The sequence below is a fragment of the Mycobacterium sp. genome (assembly GCF_019247635.1).
In the GTDB taxonomy this organism is placed as follows: Bacteria; Actinomycetota; Actinomycetes; order Mycobacteriales; family Mycobacteriaceae; genus Mycobacterium.
Map to the genome: position 1 here is coordinate 15395 of NZ_JAFBAR010000074.1, position 19001 is coordinate 34395.

At 65.0% G+C, this 19001-nt stretch carries 18 protein-coding genes; 5 read left to right on the forward strand and 13 right to left on the reverse strand.

Translation table 11 applies throughout. From position 1 onward, the window contains the following. Positions 1–56 precede the first annotated feature (56 nt). Positions 57–713, reverse strand: a complete 657-nt coding sequence (locus JO236_RS10915) for a hypothetical protein (RefSeq protein WP_293329513.1) — start codon at positions 711–713, stop codon at positions 57–59. Continuing rightward, the gene (locus tag JO236_RS10920; RefSeq protein WP_416362218.1) at positions 713–4009 is read right to left on the reverse strand and encodes a LuxR C-terminal-related transcriptional regulator; all 3297 of its coding nucleotides are present in this window, start codon (positions 4007–4009) and stop codon (positions 713–715) included. Before JO236_RS10920 ends, JO236_RS10915 begins: the two co-directional genes overlap by 1 nt. Positions 4010–4234: 225 nt before the next feature. Here JO236_RS10920 and JO236_RS10925 point away from each other — a divergent pair, with 225 nt between their 5' ends. Then, positions 4235–5503, forward strand: a complete 1269-nt coding sequence (locus tag JO236_RS10925; RefSeq protein ID WP_293329514.1) for a cytochrome P450 — start codon at positions 4235–4237, stop codon at positions 5501–5503. A gap of 112 nt (positions 5504–5615) precedes the next feature. After that, a complete protein-coding gene (locus tag JO236_RS10930) occupies positions 5616–5897 on the forward strand; it encodes a hypothetical protein (protein WP_416362216.1) in 282 nt (93 codons plus the stop codon). Positions 5898–5909: 12 nt separating this feature from the next. On the opposite strand, the gene JO236_RS10935 is transcribed toward JO236_RS10930, so the two are convergent. From JO236_RS10935 to JO236_RS10945, 3 genes are read right to left on the reverse strand one after another with little or no spacing between them, the layout of a single operon-like run. Then, complete coding sequence (locus tag JO236_RS10935; protein WP_293329515.1) at positions 5910–7751, reverse strand: CheR family methyltransferase; 1842 nt, start codon at positions 7749–7751, stop codon at positions 5910–5912. A 49-nt stretch (positions 7752–7800) separates the two neighbouring features. After that, complete coding sequence (locus tag JO236_RS10940) at positions 7801–8562, reverse strand: STAS domain-containing protein (RefSeq protein ID WP_293329516.1); 762 nt, start codon at positions 8560–8562, stop codon at positions 7801–7803. Further along, on the reverse strand, positions 8555–9574 hold the full coding sequence (locus JO236_RS10945) for a chemotaxis protein CheB (RefSeq protein ID WP_293329517.1): 1020 nt from the start codon (positions 9572–9574) through the stop codon (positions 8555–8557). The genes JO236_RS10940 and JO236_RS10945 overlap by 8 nt, the downstream gene beginning before the upstream one ends. A 177-nt stretch (positions 9575–9751) precedes the next feature. On the opposite strand from JO236_RS10945, the gene JO236_RS10950 reads away from it, so the two are divergent. Then, the gene (locus JO236_RS10950) at positions 9752–10009 is read left to right on the forward strand and encodes a Rho termination factor N-terminal domain-containing protein (protein ID WP_293329518.1); all 258 of its coding nucleotides are present in this window, start codon (positions 9752–9754) and stop codon (positions 10007–10009) included. A 1-nt stretch (position 10010) separates the two neighbouring features. On the opposite strand, the gene JO236_RS10955 is transcribed toward JO236_RS10950, so the two are convergent. Further along, positions 10011–10616: a nucleotidyltransferase gene (locus JO236_RS10955; protein ID WP_416362217.1), complete on the reverse strand. Its 606-nt coding sequence runs from the start codon at positions 10614–10616 to the stop codon at positions 10011–10013. A gap of 70 nt (positions 10617–10686) precedes the next feature. Between JO236_RS10955 and JO236_RS10960 the strand changes: the two genes are divergently transcribed. Next, positions 10687–11451, forward strand: coding sequence for an endonuclease/exonuclease/phosphatase family protein (locus tag JO236_RS10960; RefSeq protein WP_293329531.1), 765 nt, complete (start codon positions 10687–10689; stop codon positions 11449–11451). A 139-nt stretch (positions 11452–11590) separates the two neighbouring features. On the opposite strand, the gene JO236_RS10965 is transcribed toward JO236_RS10960, so the two are convergent. The 3 genes from JO236_RS10965 to JO236_RS10975 form a co-directional block, all read right to left on the reverse strand. Further along, positions 11591–11827, reverse strand: a complete 237-nt coding sequence (locus tag JO236_RS10965) for a CsbD family protein (protein WP_293329519.1) — start codon at positions 11825–11827, stop codon at positions 11591–11593. Positions 11828–12123: 296 nt separating this feature from the next. Beyond that, positions 12124–12504 (reverse strand): hypothetical protein, encoded by a 381-nt coding sequence (locus JO236_RS10970; protein ID WP_293329520.1) that lies wholly within the window; start codon positions 12502–12504, stop codon positions 12124–12126. Between the two features lie 153 nt (positions 12505–12657). Continuing rightward, entirely contained in the window at positions 12658–13161 is a 504-nt protein-coding gene (locus JO236_RS10975; RefSeq protein WP_293329521.1) for an STAS domain-containing protein, read from the reverse strand. Positions 13162–13512: 351 nt separating this feature from the next. Between JO236_RS10975 and JO236_RS10980 the strand changes: the two genes are divergently transcribed. Continuing rightward, positions 13513–14400: a M48 family metallopeptidase gene (locus JO236_RS10980; RefSeq protein ID WP_293329522.1), complete on the forward strand. Its 888-nt coding sequence runs from the start codon at positions 13513–13515 to the stop codon at positions 14398–14400. Between the two features lie 87 nt (positions 14401–14487). Here the strand turns inward: JO236_RS10980 and JO236_RS10985 are convergent, their stop codons facing one another. The 4 genes from JO236_RS10985 to JO236_RS11000 all read right to left on the reverse strand — a co-directional run. After that, positions 14488–15756, reverse strand: coding sequence for an amidohydrolase family protein (locus tag JO236_RS10985; RefSeq protein WP_293329523.1), 1269 nt, complete (start codon positions 15754–15756; stop codon positions 14488–14490). Between the two features lie 94 nt (positions 15757–15850). Further along, positions 15851–16624 (reverse strand): class II aldolase/adducin family protein, encoded by a 774-nt coding sequence (locus JO236_RS10990; protein WP_293329524.1) that lies wholly within the window; start codon positions 16622–16624, stop codon positions 15851–15853. Next, entirely contained in the window at positions 16611–18224 is a 1614-nt protein-coding gene (locus tag JO236_RS10995) for a class I adenylate-forming enzyme family protein (RefSeq protein ID WP_293329525.1), read from the reverse strand. The genes JO236_RS10990 and JO236_RS10995 overlap by 14 nt, the downstream gene beginning before the upstream one ends. Before the next feature lie 158 nt (positions 18225–18382). Next, positions 18383–19001 (reverse strand): DUF222 domain-containing protein (locus JO236_RS11000; RefSeq protein ID WP_293329526.1); only part of this gene is annotated, 619 nt, incomplete at its 5' end.

Here is a 19001-nt window from a genome sequence, read left to right on the forward strand (position 1 = left end):
AAGCACCCAAATCCCGGGGGCACAGCGCCATTTTGCGTCTGCTCGCGGGCGTCGACCTAACCGTCGATCTCGCCGGCGATTCCGCGTTCGATGCCGGCGCGGGTCTTGCTGGGCAACACGACCAGGCCGTCGAGTTCGGTTCGCGCCAGCCCGTATGCGCGGTCACGCTCCTGCGGCGTGGCGGCGGCGTCTGAGGCAACCCGCAGCAGGCTCTGGGCGCGTGCCAGTCGCTGCTGTTCGGCCGGCGAGAAGCCGCTTCGGCGTCTGCGCATCGCCTCGGATTCCGCCGCCTCGAACGCGGTCGCATAGTCCTGCACCGCGTCGAGGTACTGGCGCGCGGCATCCCGGTCGTCGAGCAGATCTTCTGCCCGGACCGGCTTGTGGAAATCGGCGCGCAGTTTGGCCTTGTGAAACGCCGTCGTCAGGGGGTCACGCATATCGGTCATGGTCGGGAAGTCGAGCAGTCTGGCCACGTCGAGCTCGTACTCCAGCCACCGCGCGTCCGTGCGTTCGTGGGCCGCCACGGCGCGCGTGATCGTCCGCCACTGCGACGCGTCGTCCTGCACGGTCGTTTCACGGGGTGGATCGGCGGCGTCGTTGGCGGCGTCTCTGCGTTTACCGGCCGCCGAGAAAGCCTTGAGGCCGACGCGCAGCAGACCGATCAGCGGCAGGATAAGGATCAGCAGCTCGACCAAGCGGAACACCAACCCCATCAAGCCAGGATGCCACCTTCGGAGGCCGGCCGGGGCGCCTGTTGGACCAGCTGGACCCGGGATGTGATGCCGAGCTTGGTGTAGATGTGCGTCAGGTGGGCCTGCACGGTGCGCGGGGAGACGAAGAGCCGCGCGGCGATGTCCTTGTTGGCAAGACCATCACAAACCAGACGAGCGACATCGCGTTCGGCCGGCGTCAGCGACGGCCAACCGCTGGCGGGGCGTTTGCGGTCGCCGCGGCCACGCTGCGCGTAGGCGATCGCTTCGTCGATGTTCAACGCCGCACCCTCGGCCCAAGCGGAATCAAAAGCGCTTTCTGCCATGGCATCTCGTAACTTGGTAAGCCAGCCTTGATAGCCGGCATCGTGAATCTTGAAGCGCACCAGTCCCATCCGGCTGCGAAAAGCCTCTGCCGCGCCGAAGAGGCGTGCCGCCGCGGGGTGGTTGCCCTCGCTGATCGCCAACCCCGCAAGGCACTCGAGGGTATCCGGGACGTGCAGGTACACGCCGATGCTCGTTGCACGAGCCAGCGCCTCGTGAGCATCGCGTTCGGCCTCTTCTCGCTCACCTTCCGCGACGGCGATCCGGGCGCGCACCGACAGCGAGGCGACCAGGTGCCAGCCCGTCGCCAGCGAGACAGCGGTATCGGCAAACTCGCGCGCCACCGCGAGCTGACCGCGCGCCAATGCCACCTCGGTGGAATTGAACGAGCGCTGCACCGCGGCCATTTCGGGCTGGGCCACATGCAGGGCCTGCCATGCCGCCTCGCTGGCATGATGCGCCGCCTCGACATCACCCGCCGCCACGTGCACTTGGGACAACTGCGCGTAGGCCATCCCGACGAAGTACTCCCCAAGACCGGCGGCGCCCTCCAACGCGACATCGGCCGTGGCGCGGGCAGCGTCCAGCTCACCGTGGTAGCCCAGAGCTATGCCCAGCATCATCAAGCTGATCGGCCGGAGGATCTCGTCATGCGCCTCCTCGGATTCGGCGACCACCTCGCGGAATTGTGATATGGCGGTGCCTACGTCGCCCTGCAGGAGATTCGCAACCGCGATTGCCCACCGGCATTGGCGTGAATTCGATCGGTCCCCGATCGCGTCGGCGATGTCGCGCCCCTCCTCGGCCGCCTCGCGCGCCGCCAACGGGTAACCGGTGCTGATCGCCGTGTTCGTCCGCCAGCTCAAGACCAGGCTCAACGCCCACCGGTCGTCGAGGACCCGAGCCAACTCGATCGCCTCGGCGTAATAGACCGCCGCATTATCGGGGTCGTACCCGGCACCCGCGATAGACCCGCACGACGTGAGCGCCCGGGCAAGCAGTGCCGGGTCATCGAGTTCGCGGGCGATCTCCACCGCGCGTTGCGCGCGATACATCCGTTTACGCGAGGCGCCATCATGCACGTTCAGGACGGCCTCGTCGGCGAGCGCCCGCGCGCGCACCGCCGGTGCGACCTCCACCGGCTGGTCATAGTCGGGGAGTATGACGTGGAACCAAGCCAGGCCCTCCAGCACGCGACCTCTCGTCAGCCACACCGGTCGCAACGACGACGCCAACGTCAAGGCCAGCTCGGTGTCGCCGGTTTCCAGGTTCCACCCGAGCGCATTGCGGAGGTTGTCCATTTCAAGTACGGCCTGATCGAGGCACTGCTGGTAGTCGGGCCGCGTCGAATCGTCAAGCAGCGCCGCTATCGAGGTGTAGTGGTCACGGTGGCGGGACCGTACGGTGTCGGCTTCCCCGGACTCGCCGAGCTTCTCCAGCGCGTATTGGCGCACCGTCTCCAACAGCCGGTATCGCGTCCGACCGCTGGTGTCGTCCGCCACTACCAGCGACTTATCGACGAGCAGGCTGAGCTGATCGAGCACCTGATAACGCTCGACATCGGCATCGCCGCATACGAACTGCGCTGCGGGCAGGTCGAATCCGCCGAAAAACACCGACAGCCGGCGGAACAGGATTCGTTCGGTCTCGGTCAGCAGCGCGTGCGACCAATCCACCGACGCACGCAGCGTCTGTTGGCGGCGGACGGCGGTCCGTGAACCCCCGGTCAACAACCGGAAGCGGTCATGCAGGCTATCGACGATCTCGGTGAGCGACAACGCGCGCACACGGGCGGCGGCGAGCTCAATCGCAAGCGGCATGCCATCCAGGCGCTGGCAAATCTCCGCCACCGCCGTCGAGTTAGCTTCCGTCACAACGAAATCAGGCCGGGCCAGGCGGGCGCGCTCGGCGAACAGCTGGACGGCTTCGTCGGCCAGCGACAGCGATGGCACCTGCCAGGTTGCCTCCCCGGTGATGTTGACGGGTTCACGACTGGTGGCCAGCACGGTCAGGCGCTGGGCCTCGGGCAACAGGGCAGCGACCAGTGCTGCGCTGGCGTCGAGCAGGTGTTCACAGTTGTCCAGCAACATCAGCATGTGCCGGTCCCGGACGAACCGCAGCAGACTCTCCATCGTCGAGCGCCCCGGCAGGTCGGGCAGCCCCAGCGCGCGGGCCACCGTCACCGGCACCACCTCCGCGGCCGTGATGGGCGCCAGATCGACATACCACACGCCGTCGGCCAACTCGTCGGCCATCTCAGCGGCCACCTGCACCGCCAGCCGGGTCTTGCCGACGCCGCCGGCCCCGATCAGGGTGACCAGCCGATTACCGGTCAGCGCGTCACGCAGGCGGCCGATCTCCGCTTGGCGCCCAACGAAACTCGTCAGCTGGGCCGGCAGATTATGCGCCGCGACGCTGGATTGTGTGCGCAACGGCGGGAAGTCGTTGCGCAGGTCGGGGTGACACACCTGCGCCACGCGCTCGGGGCGGGGCAGATCGCGCAGCGCGTGACTGCCGAGGTCGGTTAGCCAGGTGTCGGCGGGTAGCTGGTCGATGACCAGGTCCTCGGTGGTGCCCGATAGGACGGTTTGGCCGCCATGGGCCAGGTCGCGGATGCGCGCGGTCCGGTTGATGGTTGGGCCGATGTAGTTGGTCGGATCTTTTGGATCGCGTAGTCGAACCTCGCCGGTGTGTAAGCCGATCCGCAGCCGGATCGGCGCCAGCGTTGCCCGCTGCAAGTCAAGGGCACAGGCCACCGCGTCCGACGCGCGGCCGAACGCGATCACAAAGCTGTCGCCTTCACCCTGCTCCACCGGACGAACACCGTCGTGCGCAGCAATCGCCCCGGCCACCGTCTGATCGAGCCGCGCCAGCGTGGCGGCCATCTCCTCGGGCTGGGTCTCCCACAGCCGCGTCGATCCCTCGATATCGGCCAGCAGCAACGTCACAGTTCCGGTCGGCAGCCCGGTGGGCAATTCACTCACACCAACGTCGCTCCACTCAGTTGCGCTCATGGTAGCCAGGATGCGGTGACGCGGATCGCAGAACATCAGCGAAATCGCTAATACTTTCCTCGGCGGCGATGCGTAGGTAGGCATGCCGACGCCGCAAATATTCGCAATTATCCCGATGGTTTCCTTCCGAGTTGGTCGGAAAGTTGGCCCCGAAGGTTCGAGCAAGACCACTCGGAGGAGCCCGCCATGACCGTCGGCGTCGACAGCCCATGCATCTTTGACCTGCCATTACCCCCCATCGCGTATCACGATGCGCTGGAGCCGCGCGAAGTCCACTGCCTGATCTGCGAGGCCCGCCAGCGGGGACCCATCGCGATGGGCCCATTCGGGCCCGAGCTGCTGACGTATGACCTGGTACGCAGCGTTCTTCGGGATAACCGCTTTGCCGTGCCGCAGGGAATCGGCCTGGTGGTGCAGGGCATCACCTCGGGGCCGGTCTGGGACCGTGTCTGCAAACTGCTGATCAGTCTCGACGGCGCCGAACATCACCGGTTGCGGCGGCTGGTGGCCGGGGCCTTCACCCCGCGGGCCGCCGAGCGGATGCGGACCGCATGCCTCGACGTCATCAGCCAACTAATGGACGCCCATGTGGCCGACGGAGCCTGCGACATCGTCAGCGACATCGCCAGGCCGTACCCGGTTCCGATCATCTGCGCGTTGCTGGGCGCCCCGCGCGACGACTGGCAATTGTTTTCGTCGTGGGCCGCCGATATCAGCGGTGCCTTCGGTGGCAACGTAGCCGCGCAGGAGTCGTCGATCGTGGCGGCGTGGGAGCAGCTCGAGTGCTACGTCGAGGAGCTGATTGCGCGGCGGCGCCGATCACCGGGCGACGACCTGATCTCCGAACTCATTTGCGCCGGCGATGACCGGGACAAGCTCGTTCACTCCGAACTCGTCAACCTGGTAGCCATCCTGCTCAACGCCGGCACCGACACCACGCGCAATCAGCTTGCCGCCGCGGTACAAGTGCTATGTGAGCACCCCGACCAGTGGACGTTGCTCGCCGAGCATCCCGAACTGGCGCCCCAAGCGGTCGTAGAGCTGATCCGGCACAGCCCGATCGTCTTCTCTGCGTTGCGCGTAGCTACCGAGGACGTCGAGTTCGGCGGTGTCCTGATTCCGGCAGGCGCGTATGTCATCGCCAACACGGCGTCGGCAAACCGCGACCCGGCGGTCTATGAGGATCCCGACCGCTTGGACATCACCCGCGAGGCCGCTCCAGCCATGCTGACGTTCGGCGGCGGCGTGCACTATTGCCTGGGGGCACACCTGGCCAGAGTCGAACTCACCGAGGCACTGCGGGTCATTACCCAGCGCATGTCCAATCCCCGTCGCACCGGCCGAGCACCCTGGCGGCCGCCGACCGAACTGTCCGGGCCCACAACGCTTCCGATTGCCTTCGATGCCATGAACACCCGCCCGCAGGGCCGAGCCGCAACGAGCACGCTGGCGTAGCACGGCCTCGGGTCGCGCAAGGTTTACCACGCCACCATGCCGGGCAATCGGCCGTGGTGGAAGCGATAGCGACAACATTCCGGAGCCGTCCGAAAGCCTTGACTCCGACGAAGTGCGCAACAAAGACGGCGACGAGGTCGTTGAGCCGCCCGATCACTGGCTCGAGCCCGACATCGGCGATTCGCTAGACGAGAGACTTGCCGCGGAGGTTCCTGACGATCTGCAGGAAAATCGGCCATCTGAAGATGCGCGCGATCGCCAAACGGGTAGCGCTGTCGAGGTCGTCAGCGACGACGAGCTGGACCGCATCGATCCGACCGTACATGGGCGCGTACGCGGCCAGATCGATGGGACGCCCGAGGATGGCAGCTCGTTCTTCGATGTGCCGGAGTGACGTTTCTCGGTACTACTCCACTACCTCCATCAGCAGTAGCGCGCCATCGACGGCCCCCTCGTCCGAACGAAAAGGGGTGCAGGTAACCCGCACCTTGGTGGGCCGGCCGCGCCGGTTAACGGCGTCTACCACGGCGTCGCCGAGACTGTCCGGGTCCACAAAGGCGTTGCCAATCAACGGCCGAACGCCTTCGATGGGGAGTCCGATGTCCAGTGCCGTCAGTCGCTGTCCTGTCGTCTCATCGGCCCGCAGACCCCACAGCTCCTCGCAGCCCCGGTTCCACACCACGACCCGCATCTCCCGGTCGACCACAACCATGCCCGGCTGGACCGAGTTGATCAGCGAATGCAGAAAGGTCTTGGCGTGGTCCAATTCCAGGCTGCGTTCGCGCAACGTGTCGTTGATCGTGTGGAGTTCGTCGTTGGTGGACTGCAGCTCCTCATTCATCGTTTCGAGTTCTTCGTTGGTCGACTGCAACTCCTCGTTGGTGGTTTCGAGTTCCTCCACCGTGGACTGCAGCTCTTCGTTGGTGGTTTCGAGTTCCTCGTTTGTGGATTGCAGTTCCTCATAGGCCGCTTCGAGCTGGCGGTTGGTTTGGACAACCTTGTCCAGCAAGGCGCGCGTCGCGGTCACATCGAAGAACACGATCGACACACCGAGCAAACCATTCTCGGCGTCGACGAGCGGATTGACGTGGATCTCGAACCATGCGGTCTCCGATCCTGGTCGTTGCCATTTGACGTCCTGAATGCGCGCGGATCGGCGCTCCACCCTGGCCTGCTCCAGGTAGGCTCGCAATTCGACCGGCCGGTACGAAACCTCTAGATCCCGCAGCAGCCGGCCGATGTCGCGGGCCGACAGCCCGAAGATGGTTTCCGCCTGCTGGTTGATCATCGCGACGGTGTCTTCACCGGTGATCACGATCTGCGCCACCGGACTCGCGCGAAAAGCCAACTCGCGCACGGTGGTTAGACCGGGCAAGTCACCATGCCGGTCGTAGAAGGCTGCCGCGGGGTCGTAGCGATCCAGCGCGCCACGGGATCCGGCCGCCTTGAGAAAGATCCGGTTCTTGAGGTCCAGCGGAGTGAACCGATCGCTATGGCTCAACAGCATTTCGGCGTGCCCGAGAAACAACTTGCCTTGCGGGCTCAGCGCAAAATGCAACCGCCCCAGCACGTTTCGCTGCGTTTCCGCGTTGAGATACATCAAGGTGTTGCGGCACACCAGCAGGTCGACGCGGGAGATCGGGGCATCCTTCACCAAATCATTACGACCGAAAATCACCGCACGGCGAAGGTCTTTGTGAAAAACGTAGCGGCCGTTGACCTGTTCGAAATAGCGTGACAACAGATGCGGGGGCACCGACTCGACGCCTCGGGAATCATAGGAGGCATGGCGCCCCTCGACCAACGCCTCCTCGTCGATGTCGGTGGCGTAGATCTTGACGCGCTGCCGAAACTCGTCCGGTCCCAACGCCTCGGCCAGCAAGATCGCCAGCGTGTAGGCTTCCTGCCCGGATGCGCAGCCGGCGCTCCACACCCGAATAGAATCGCTGGGCCCACGCTCGGCCAGTATCCGCGGGATCACCTCTTTGCTGACGAACTCCCACGCATCCGGGTCACGGAAGAACCCCGTCACATTGATGAGGATGGTGTTGAAAAGGGCCGCGAATTCGTCCGAGCTGGCCTGCAACACGTCGAGGTACTCCTCGAACGAGGTGTACCCGGCATGGTCCATCCGGTGGCGGACCCGGCGCATCAGCGAAGTGCGTTTGTAACCCGTGAAGTCGAAACCACGCGAATCTCGCATGTAGCGCAGTAGAGCCTCGAAGGCCTCGTCGGTTGTGCCGTCCATGACGCCCCTTCGAAGTGCGTTCGTCGAGAGAGTTGAACACTACTCGCGGTCAGAGCTGATTTTCACGACCGACCAGACCCCACACCGTTTTTCCCGACGGCGTTGGCGTAGTACCCCACGCGCGGCAGACCGCCTCGACGATAGCCAACCCGGACACGCTGTCGATGCCGCCGGCGGCGTCTTCACGCCGTACCGGCAGACGCGCGCTGCAGTCCTCGACCGCGACGGTTACGGCGTCTTGGTACGCCTCGACAATCAAGACCGGCGCACTGTCCGTATGGCTGAGGACATTCTCGACGAAGACCGTGGCCACCGTCCCGGCCGCCGCGATGAGGTTGCTCTGGCCCCAGACCGTGAGCCAGTCGGCGATTGTTTCTCGGGCACGGCCGACGCTCGCCGCGCTGGCGGGAAGTCGGACCCGCGCGCGCCGCCGCCGCCCGTGTAACGATCCGTTGCCGACGGCATCTAACGCGGATTCCCGGCTGGGGTGCACTGGCACATACCGGGCCACGCCGCTGGCGGCGATCACCCGCCGAACCCGCGTATACCCACACACGAGCAGGATTGGAATATCCGGCCAGGTACTAACGTGCCAGCGAGCGCTGGTAAACACCGACCACGCCGATGCGGCGGGTACGGACAAACCGTCGACATCGACGATAACGGCGCTCGGCTCGTCCAGCGCCGCCTTGATGACGGCGTCACGCAGGCCACGATAGGTGGTGCTGTCCAGCACTCCGTCGACGATCAGGACCGACGTCCGGTGCTGGTGCTCGACGTCGACCCGGATTTGGGGGCCGGATTCAGCCACCCACATCCCCAAACGGCGGCGAGTGTCCCGACAGCCGCTCGCTCAGCACTGTCAGGGCGTGTTCGGATTCCTCGGCCAACGCGGTGTAACGCCGAAACAGCAACCCGTGACCGGCGTTGCTGGCCAATTGCCGGCCGAGTTTCGCCTTTTCCTGCAGGCTGCGCAGGGCGACCCAGAGCGCGTTTTCGACCTCTCCGTCGCGCGCGGCCAGCAGAGCCTCGGGTGACCAGGCGTGACCCACCCGGCACCGGAAGTTCTCCTCACCCAGCGTCACCAGCGATCCGTTACAGTCCGGGCACGTGTATCCCGACGGCGGGCCCAGTTCCTGGGTATCGAAGTCGGTTGAGAAACGAGGCGTCATCGCAATGCGATTCTCCAACTCCATTCCGGCATCAGGCTCCATCCTCAGCTCCTCGATCTCTCGGTGCGACAGCTTTTTGAGCAGTTGCCCAATGTCGGCCGCGGCGGCCTGGTGGTCCAGTACGCCCGCATCTCGCGCTTTGGTCGGCATGGCAGGAAACAACGCATCGTCGGGTGATTGCCCGATCGTGGTGCCCCCGCGCGACTGAATCGCTGCCAGCCCCAATACGCCGTCGTCGAGCACGCCCGACAGTAGGATCCCAATGCCACGTGGTCCGAAAGCCAATGCCAGCGAACGGAATAGCGCGTTGATCGCGGGCCGATGCCCGTTCTCGGTCGGTCCTTGCGACAGCACCACTCGGTGATCGGCGACCAGCAGATGGCGGTCCGGGCTGCCGACGTAGATGTGAGCCGGTTGCAGACTGTCGCCGTGTTGGGCGGTGGCAGCGGGTAACGGACCGCTGCGGTCGACGATGCGAGCCAGCAGGCTGGGTGCACCAGGCGGCATGTGCAAAGTCATCAGATAGGCGTAAGGCACGTCGGACGACAACCCGGCGGCCAGTTTCGTCAGCGCCTCAACTCCGCCGGCTGAGGCACCGATCGCCACTACACCTAGCAATCCGCCGTTTGAGTTGGTCGCCTGAACCACCACTTCCGATTACCCCCTTAGAGCCTAGGCAACCGCCGGACTCGGCGGATAATGCGCGTCTGACGTGCCGCCACGCCTTCGGTCCTGGCAGTGCTCGCACTTGGCGAGGGATTAGACGGCTACGAACCCGGGCACCCTGCCCAGCGGAATCCCAAATACAAACAGGGAAAGGTGAAGACTGTGCCGAACTCGTCGATCAAGAACGAAAAGCTTTACCGAGATTTGCGAAAGCAGGGCGACTCGAAAGAAAAGGCGGCGCGGATCTCCAATGCCGCCGCCGCACGGGGCAAGTCAGCAGTCGGCCGAAAGGGTGGCAAAGCCGGGTCGTACGCGGACTGGACGGTGCCAGAACTGAAAAAACGCGCCAAAGAGCTGGGAATCTCGGGATATTCGAGCCTGACGAAAGACAAGCTGATCACCAAACTGCGAAATCACTGAATCAGCTGCAGGTTAGGCCGAGCCGGTCGGCGAGCACCAAGAACGCAACTGCGAAGTCGTTGCCGGCAGTCTGGGACCTGATGTGATCCCAGTCCAGGTGTTCACGTATCGCGCGCACTGCTGGCAGCAGGGCCGCGAAGTCGCAGTGGTGCTCGCCGAGGGCGCGCAGTTTCTGGATGATCACCATGGTGGGCGGCAGCACCGGCATCGCGATCGCAAGAACGTCGCGCGCCTGGGCACACTCCAGGGTGGCCGGTTGGACCGATACGCCGTTAACGCGGTGCAACACGTCGACGACCCCACCGTCGATGCACGCCTTGAAAAGCCAGTCTTCGGGGGGACGTTCGATCGAAAACCCGGCCCCGCTCAGGGTGGCCGCGGCGGCGTCTGTGTCCGACTCGGCGATCACCAAATCAACGTCGTGACTGGGTTCCGGTGCACCGTAAGCCCACAACGCATAGCTACCGGCCAGGGCGAACCGCGGCCCGCGCTCCTTGAGCGCGGAGGCGGCGCGCCGCAGCGCTTCCCGCAGCATCGAGTGGGCGGGCATCGGGTCCGCCTCGGGCGCATCCAGCGGTGCCTCGGTGGGTGTCATCGGATAGGTCATACCCGCTCCTCGCGTGACCAACCTGGCCGTCCGGCAAGGTGACACGGTCCTGACTGGGTATCGGATACGTATGCGCGTCGCGACCTTCAACATCCTGCATGGCCGCACCGTCGGCGACGGAGTTGATCCCCAGCGGCTACGGGACTGCGTACGCCGACTTGATCCCGATGTGCTGTCGCTGCAAGAGGTCGACTTCGAGCAGCCGCGGTCGGACCGGGTCGATCTCACGGCCGCCGCGGCCGAGGCCATGGGGGCGGTCGAGCACCGGTTCGTGGCCGCGATCTCGGGCACGCCCGGTGCTACCTGGATGGCCGCCACTGGCCACGAGCAGCCTGGGACGGCGGCCTACGGGATCGCGCTGCTGTCGCGGTTTCCGGTGGCCAGCTGGCAGGTGGTGCGGTTTCCGCGAATTCCGGTGCGCTTTCCCATGTACCTGCCCGGCCCCAATCGCGTGATGATGGTCGACGAGGAGCCGCGGGCGGCGATCATCGCGCGAATACACACGCCGTTGGGCCACCTCACCGTGGCTAACACTCATTTGTCGTTCGTGCCGGGCTGGAATCGGCACCAGCTGCGCCGACTGGTCCACGATTTGCGCGGCTTGCCCGGCCCGCGACTGCTGACCGGCGATCTCAATCTCACTCCGGTCGCTGTGCGCCGATGGTCAGGCATGCGGGCGCTCGCGGTGGCGAACACGTTTCCCGCACCCGATCCGACCCGCCAACTGGACCACATCCTGACCGATGACGCCGGTTTGGATGCCGTCGAAACGACCGCTGAACTCATGCCAATCTCCGACCACCGACCGCTGGTCGTGCGGCTTGCCCGCGGGTAGGGGCATGGCGCGCGATGCTGCAGCGCAGGCCGTCCACGGCCAATGAACCTGAATCAGGCCATTTCTCAAGACCACTGATCGCCCGCTGCGGGTGGGTCCGATCCCGAAAGCCGGGGCCGGACCCACCGCACAGTACGCGCTATTGGTTTTGCTTCTGGCGCTCTTCGGCCGCCTCGGCGCCACCGCGGGCCGCCTCGGCTTCGGCTTCCTTCTCGGCCGCATCGCGCTGAGCGTCCGCCTTATCCTGCTGGGCTTGGCCCTCGCGCACCAGGTCGTCGCTACCGGTGACGGCTCCGCCTACCTCTTTGGCTTTGCCCTTGACGCCCTCGACGACTCCCTTGATGCCCTCTTCGGGCCCACTCTTTTGATCACCCATGGATCGCTCCTGACTTTCGGTGTGGTTGAGCTGGCGCTCCTTTGAGCCGCGGACCAAAGACAGACGACTCATCTTGCACTGCAACACTTTCGAGGTGCAGGGCATTCGCCGAACGTCTTAGTGAGCAAACTCGGTCCGCACCCATCACCTTCCCAACCCGCCGGGGTTCAAACTCCTGCGGTCTTCTTATCGGGGCGAACGGCAACGAACGGCCTATCCTGCGTAGCCGCCGAGTTGCAAAGTCAGGAGCCGCGGCAGCCGAAATCACCTAGCGCTGTGTGCTTTACGCGCTGGCTTTAGTGCCGCACAAGAAGGACTAGTGCAATCGCATCGGCGGCCAGCAACACCCAAGCGCACAGCGGGACAAGGAATCCGCGCCGGTGCTTGGCCGCGAAAAAGGAAGCCGCGATGGTCAACGCGGACACCACGGGCGCGGCGAACATCAAGATTCCCAGCCCGAGATCGCCCGGGACCTGGCGGTGGCACGGCGCGTCGCTGCACGCGGCAAAACTCACCAGCATGCCCAGCGCATACAGCACGATGAGGCCCGCCGCCGGCACTGTCAGCACTGCCAGTGACCAATTCAGCCAGAACGCCGTTCGCGACCTACGCTGCTCGGAGTCCTGCGCGGGCACGTCCTCAGTGGCCGCGCCCCGCTCGTCTTGACCGGTCCGCATGATGCTTCCGCCTCCCGTTCGACGATCTCGGATTTCGACGAACTACCCGCGATCAGTGGGGGCAAAACAACGCAGTCGACCGGTCGCCTGGCGGGAACCCCGACAGCGCCGTCCGGCACCGCGGGGAGATCCGGCAGACCGCCGTCTGATTACTCAGGAGTCGGTAGCGAATTTGCGGACGACGGGCGTCGCCCGTTGCAGTTCTAGTTTTCGGGCAAGGACCGAAATGAACCGACGGCGCGCCCGGATGGCCTCGTCTAGTTGGTGCAGCCCCTCTGGAATTGAATCCACGACGGGCAAGTCGTGGTCGGTAAATACTCGCGTCAACCGACACAGCGCGGCACCGGTGACAATCCGGCAGCTTGGCTGGTCGTTCTCACGCTCCCAATCGAGGTCGAGCAGTTCTCGGAAACCTGCGATGCCCAAAAAATCAAGGTTGCTGAGATCCACGATCAAGGGAGGATTCAACCGCGAAAACCGTCGCACGACTTGGGCGACAAGCCGCGCGTTCGTCGCGTCGACGGCGCCCTCGATGCGCAGGACGGTGGCCAAACTGCGCGCGTAGACACACAGCCGCGCACCCGCGCAGTCAATCGCATAGTGGCCCCGCGGACTCTCGGATCGGTCCGGCCCGCTGGTGTCGCGGAAAATTTCCATATGCGCGCCCGTCAGTGTGTCGTGAGCTAAGCGAGCGACTCAGGCGTGTAAGCGTCCTTGGCTACGCTCCCCGTCAACAATGGACTCAGCCCGGCACGAGCCTACCGCCGACGATGGCGACAGGTGAGGAAAATGCGGCGATTTTCCGAAGAACAGCCCTGTCGCGAAACACCCTCCCGACGCGCGCTACAAGAGCGGATTAAGCCGTGGCCGTCGACAGATCGCGACATTCAGCCGGCCTGGTCCGACCGCAAGAATCTTTTGAGAATTCCTTGAGCGCGGCCTCGGACTCTGAAAGCACCCGCACGTAGCGGACCAAACTGACACAGACACAGGAGCCCGAAGCCAACCATGACCACCGTTGACTTTCCCGGAAACCGTCACGCGTCCGCACCAGGCTGGCACCACGGCGCGCCGCCGGGAGCTGGTTTGCCGGGCCCGACCGGGTACCTGGAGCAGCCCAGGCGCCACCCATGGGAGATCGGACTTCTTCTGCTGGTTCTCGTGTCCAGCATCGTGCTCTATCTCGTCGCATTCGCCTTGGTCCTGTCGGGTCGGGCCAGCGCGCTGTGGCTTTCCATTCTGGCAACCCCGATCGCGCTGTACCTGGGGCGCGGGTTGACCTATGGAAGGCAGCGCGTGAACGGCGTCAAGATGTCGCCCACGCAGTTTCCCGAAGGCTACTGGCTCGTCGTGGAGGCGGCCCAGCGGTTCGGGCTCACCGAGGTGCCGGACGCGTACGTGGTGCTGGGTAACGGCCGGATCAACGCCTTTTCCAGCGGGCACGGCATGCGACGCTACGTCGTGGTCTACAGCGACCTGTTCGAAATTGGTGGTCAGGCCCGCGACCCCGAGGCGCTGGCTTTCGTGATCGGCCACGAGGTCGGGCACATCGCGGCGGGTCACACGTCCTACTGGCGGCAGCTCAGTGAGTTGGCGATGAATATCCCGTTTTTGGGCCAGACGCTGTCGCGGTCGATGGAGTACACCGCCGACAACTACGGATACGCGTTCCGCCCCGGCGGCGCCCGGCGAGCCATTGGCGTACTCAGTGCCGGCAAATACCTGCTCAGGTCGGTGGATTTCGACGGCATGGCTGACCGGGCCGGTTCGGAGACCGGGTTCTTCGTCTGGCTGGCCAACATGCTGGCCACGCATCCGGTTAACACCTGGCGCGCGGCGGCGCTTCGCAACCGGGCCGTCGCGGGTTCATTGTTCTTTCGGCCCAGACAGCGCTGACGTCCCCAACTAACGGAAGGGGGAATCAGCGAAAGTTGGGCCCGAGAGCGATCCCTACAGTCACCTACTCCGCTAATGCCGCGATAGTCAGAAAGTCTCCGGATCCCGCTGTATTTCGATCGGTACCGCATGGCGGTACAGGCGAGACGCGTTCTCCCAGCTGATCTTTCGAATCACGTCGTGCGGAAGTCCGCCGATCTCCTCATGGATCGTTTGTTGAGTGTGCGGCCAGGTCGAGTCACAATGCGGGTAATCGGCCTCCAGCATGATGTTGTCCACTCCGATCCGCTCATACTGCGCAAACGACGACTTGTCCTCGACGGCGCAGAACCAGAAGTTGCGCGTGAAAACCTCTGCGGGGGTCAGTTTTTCGCCCAGCGCCTGCCAGGTGCCGTACATCGCATGGTAGCTGAGCATGTGATCAAGTCGATCCAAAAGTCCAGCGACCCAGCCGATTCCGCCTTCGGACAGGCAGATCTTCAGGTCGGGGAACCTGCTGGGCAGACCCGAGTACAACCAGTCGACAGCAGCCGAAATGGCGTAGGCGAAGAACAGCACGCCCTGCACGTCGGGCGGCGCGTCCTCGGTGGTGGACGGCGACGAGCCGGATGATCCGATGTGCAGATTCACCACGGTCCCGGTCTCCGCACAGGCCGCCATCATCGGATCCCAGTGGCCCGAGTGAATGCTCGGGAATCCGAGCATCGCCGGGTTCTCGCTGAATGTGACGGCGTGAAAACCCCGCTCGGCGTTCTCGTAGATCATCTTCGCGCCGAGCTCGGGGTCCAGCAGCCACGGCAATTGGCACGGAATGATCCGCTCCGGATATGACCCGGCCCAGACTTCCAAATGCCAGTCGTTCCAGGCCCGAACCGCGGCCAGCGCCAGGTCTCGATCCGTGGTCACCTGTTGCAGCCGCTGGCCGGCGAAACCGGGCAGAAAGGATGGGAAGTTCAGCGACGCGTAGACGCCATTGAGGTCCATGTCCTTGACCCGCGCATGGATATCCCAAGCACCCCTTCGCATTTCGTCGAAACGAACCGGCTCGAAACCATACTCGGATACCGGTCGGCCAACCACGGCGTTGAATCCGACGTTGGGCAATTCCTGACCGTCGTAGACCCAGGTCTGGCCGCCGTCCGCGTTACCCACCACCTTCGGTGCGCGATCGGCGAACTTCCGCGGGAGACGCCCGGTGAAGGTATCCGGCGGTTCGACGATGTGATCGTCCACCGAGATCACCGTGTAGAGACGTTTCGCCCGTGGCGGATCCGGCAGGAAGGTAACCGAGCGCTCTTCGCCGCTCTTGGCGGTCGTGAAGTTCGGGTTGCTGGCCAGCTCGTCAATCGATTTCATCGAGGGCAATCTCCTTGTACGGCAGTATCAGCGAGCAGTCGCAAAAGCACCCAATTCCTACCGGATTGGTGTGCCTTTGCGTCTGCTCGGCCACTCAGCCGAGCACATCGCGGTCGGCTTTGATCGTCATGCGCGCCGCCCCGGCCCAGTACACATCAGCTGCGCGCTCGATGAGCGACCGCTGCATCCCTGCCATATCCGACCACTTCATCTGGGCGGGTTCCCTGCCGGTCACCAGGACGTCATAGGCGAGCTTGCACACCCGTTCGATGGACGCCGCGCGGTAGACCGCTTCCGGCAGGGTGCGACCAGTGGCGATGACGCCGTGATTGACCAGAATCGTCAGGTTGGCCGCGCCGATGTGTGCCGCGAGATCCGCCGCGCGTGCCGGGTTGTCGATCTCGCCGTCGTATTCGTCAACCAGGCACAGGTCGTCCAGAAACAGCGAGCCGGTCTGATGCACCAGCTCGGGAAGTCTGCCCAGCGCGGCGAGCACGCAGGCGTAGTACGGGTGATTGTGAATGACGACCCGGGCGTCGTCGCGAACGCGGTGCAGCTCGGTGTGGATGTGTATCGCCGGGGTGACGTCCCACCTGCCCCGGACCACCCGGGCGTCGGCGTCGACCACACAGATATCGGAGGCGGTCAGTTCCTGCCACCACAGGCCCCACGGATTGACCAGCATCTCCCCGTGCCCGTCGGGCTGCCAGGTGATGTGTCCGGCCATGTTCTCGGCGAACCCGATCGCGGCGAGATGGCGGAATGCCACCGCGAGCGCCTGTTCGTTGGACAGCTCGACCCCAATCGGAGGCACCACCGCCGGCGCCCACACCTCCACGCCGCCTCGCCGGGCGTTAGGAGTGGTCATGATCGACCTCCAATCGGGTTCTAATGTCTTCGCGGAGAGCGCCTTTGGCGACCTTTCCGCCGGACGATCGGGGCAGTTCGTCGACGACGACGAGCCGTTCGGGCAACAATTCCTTGGACACTCCCAGCGCCAACAGATAGCTGACGAGCTCGGCCAGGTCTACGGTGCGCGAACCGACGAGTTCGGTATAGACGCACACCTTTTCGCCGAACACCGGGTCGGGCATCGCGATCGCCGCGGCCACCGCGATCGCCGGATGACTGGTGACGGCATCCTCGACCTGCGCCGCGCTGATGTTTTTGCCGCCTCGCACGATGAAATCCGACAGTCTGCCGGTGACGTTCAGATAGCCCTCCGAATCGATCTCGCAGACATCGCCCATGCGCATCCAGCCGTCGCGGGTGAAGAGCTTTTCGTGATCGGTGCCGCCAAGATAGCCGAGGCTGGTCGCCGGGCCTCGGCACGCGGGCTGTCCGCGTCCCGTTTCGGTGACGTCGCGATCGCCGTCGAACAAGCGGACCGCCATCTCCGGCACGATCCTGCCGCCGGTGCGGAGCCGGCGTTCGCGCGGGTCGTCCAGCGTGGTGGCGCTGAGCATGCCCGTCTCATTCGAGCCGTAAAACTGCAGGATCTTCGCACCGGTGAGATCCTCGAACTCGGCAGCCGGTCGATACGGCAACGCCTCGCCGCCGGTGAACACGACACGCAGTGAACTCAGGTCGTGGTCCCGGGAACTGGAATCCGCCATCAGCATCGTCAATTGCGTGCTGACACAGCACAACACGCTGACCTTGCACCGGGCTATTGCCTCGCATGCCGCCGCCGCGGTGAAGCGCCCCAGGATCACTGCCGACGCGCCGAGGTAGATCGGGGTGGTGTGGCTGGTCCACAATCCGAAGCCGAACGGCATCGGGATCACCGGCAGGAAGATGTCGTCAGACGTCAGCAACCCGTTGGCGACGGCCTTCTGGTGAAAGTAGTGCCAACGGTTCTGCGTGTGCACGACACACTTGGGCAACCCGGTGGTCCCGGAGGTCGAGTTGATCAGGAACACATCATCGGGTCCGAGCCGGGAGTCGGCCCCAAGGGCCTCGAAATGGGTGCCGGTGTTCAACGACAACGTCTCGGAACCGGTATCCAGGGCCAACACTGGGATCTCGGAAGCCTGAGCGGCGGCCTCGCGGCGCGCTCGATCGCAGATCAGGATCTTGGGCTCGGTGCTTCGAAGTATCGCCGCCGCCTCGCGGGTGCCGGCGCGAGCGCCCATCCCCACGACGACGGCGCCGCAGCGCTCGATTGCCACAAACAGCGCGTGGAGAGCCGCGGAGTCGCCGTGCCACACCGCGACCCGATCGCCCGGGGCCACTCCCGCGCCGGCTAGCTGCTCCGCTAAAGCGGTTGCCGCAGAATCGAATTCACTCCAGGTCAGCGCCGCACCAGGGAAGTCGGCGTAGGCGGTGCGGCCGGGGAAGTGTTCAGCGTTGCGACGTACCGCATCGGACAGCGTCGTGTCGGACCACCAGCCAGCCGCGCGATATCGTGCCGCGTCCTCAGGGGTGAATACGGGCGAGCGCACGTGAGTCAGCGCGCCTGCGTTCATGTCCAGATGATAGGGAATTAGCGCGCCGTTTCGGCAGGTTCTGGTGAGCTCGGCGGTCGAGATGCCGGGAACCCGGCACACGATTTCTTGAAACCGGTCAGGCTGTGTTCCGGCGCCTCGACGCCGAGCAAGACCCAGGTCCGCAGTGGTTGAGGGCGCTAAGCGGGCCGCTCCTCGGCGGGTGGGTCGGGGTCGCCGTGTAGGAGTTCGTCGGGGTGGTGGGCGTGGTTGATGGTTGGTGGGCTGGTGCCGTTGGTCCAGCCGAGTCGGCCGCTGGTGGTGACTACGGTGTGCAATTCGCCGCGGCTGGCCGCGCCGTGGTGACAGCTGCAGGCGAAAAACAGCTTGTCGGCATCGGTGCGCCCGCCCGCGGCCCACCCGGGTGCGTGGTGGACTTCGCAGCAATAGCCCGGCACCAGGCAATCAGGACGGGTGCAGCCGCGGTCGCGGGCATGACAGATCAGGCGCTGCTCGGGGGTGGCGATGCGTTTTTGGCGGCCCAGATACAGCGGGCGCGCGGTGTGCTCGTCGAACACCGCCAGGTAGTGAATCGCGTGGGCGGCCAGCCGGATCAGCTCGGCCATCGCCAACCGGGAGCCCCCGCCGGTACGCGCGGGGGCAGGCATGGGCACCGTCGGGTCAACCACGGCGTGGGCGGCCTGGTTGAGCTCGGCCAACGTCGTGGTAACCACGACCGTGACCGGCTGGCCGCGATGCGCACCCAGCCCACCAGAGCCGAGGGCGTGATGCATACCCAGTTTGAACGCGTCATGGCAA

What these genes read in the sequence shown, in the direction of transcription:
- JO236_RS10915 (WP_293329513.1), bottom strand. Translation starts at nt 713, where the DNA reads ATGGGGTTGGTGTTCCGCTTGGTCGAGCTGCTGATCCTTATCCTGCCG.
- JO236_RS10925 (WP_293329514.1), top strand. Translation starts at nt 4,235, where the DNA reads ATGACCGTCGGCGTCGACAGCCCATGCATCTTTGACCTGCCATTACCC.
- JO236_RS10935 (WP_293329515.1), bottom strand. Translation starts at nt 7,751, where the DNA reads ATGGACGGCACAACCGACGAGGCCTTCGAGGCTCTACTGCGCTACATG.
- JO236_RS10955 (WP_416362217.1), bottom strand. Translation starts at nt 10,616, where the DNA reads ATGACCTATCCGATGACACCCACCGAGGCACCGCTGGATGCGCCCGAG.
- JO236_RS10960 (WP_293329531.1), top strand. Translation starts at nt 10,687, where the DNA reads ATGCGCGTCGCGACCTTCAACATCCTGCATGGCCGCACCGTCGGCGAC.
- JO236_RS10965 (WP_293329519.1), bottom strand. Translation starts at nt 11,827, where the DNA reads ATGGGTGATCAAAAGAGTGGGCCCGAAGAGGGCATCAAGGGAGTCGTC.
- JO236_RS10970 (WP_293329520.1), bottom strand. Translation starts at nt 12,504, where the DNA reads ATGCGGACCGGTCAAGACGAGCGGGGCGCGGCCACTGAGGACGTGCCC.
- JO236_RS10975 (WP_293329521.1), bottom strand. Translation starts at nt 13,161, where the DNA reads ATGGAAATTTTCCGCGACACCAGCGGGCCGGACCGATCCGAGAGTCCG.
- JO236_RS10980 (WP_293329522.1), top strand. Translation starts at nt 13,513, where the DNA reads ATGACCACCGTTGACTTTCCCGGAAACCGTCACGCGTCCGCACCAGGC.
- JO236_RS10985 (WP_293329523.1), bottom strand. Translation starts at nt 15,756, where the DNA reads ATGAAATCGATTGACGAGCTGGCCAGCAACCCGAACTTCACGACCGCC.
- JO236_RS10990 (WP_293329524.1), bottom strand. Translation starts at nt 16,624, where the DNA reads ATGACCACTCCTAACGCCCGGCGAGGCGGCGTGGAGGTGTGGGCGCCG.
- JO236_RS10995 (WP_293329525.1), bottom strand. Translation starts at nt 18,224, where the DNA reads ATGAACGCAGGCGCGCTGACTCACGTGCGCTCGCCCGTATTCACCCCT.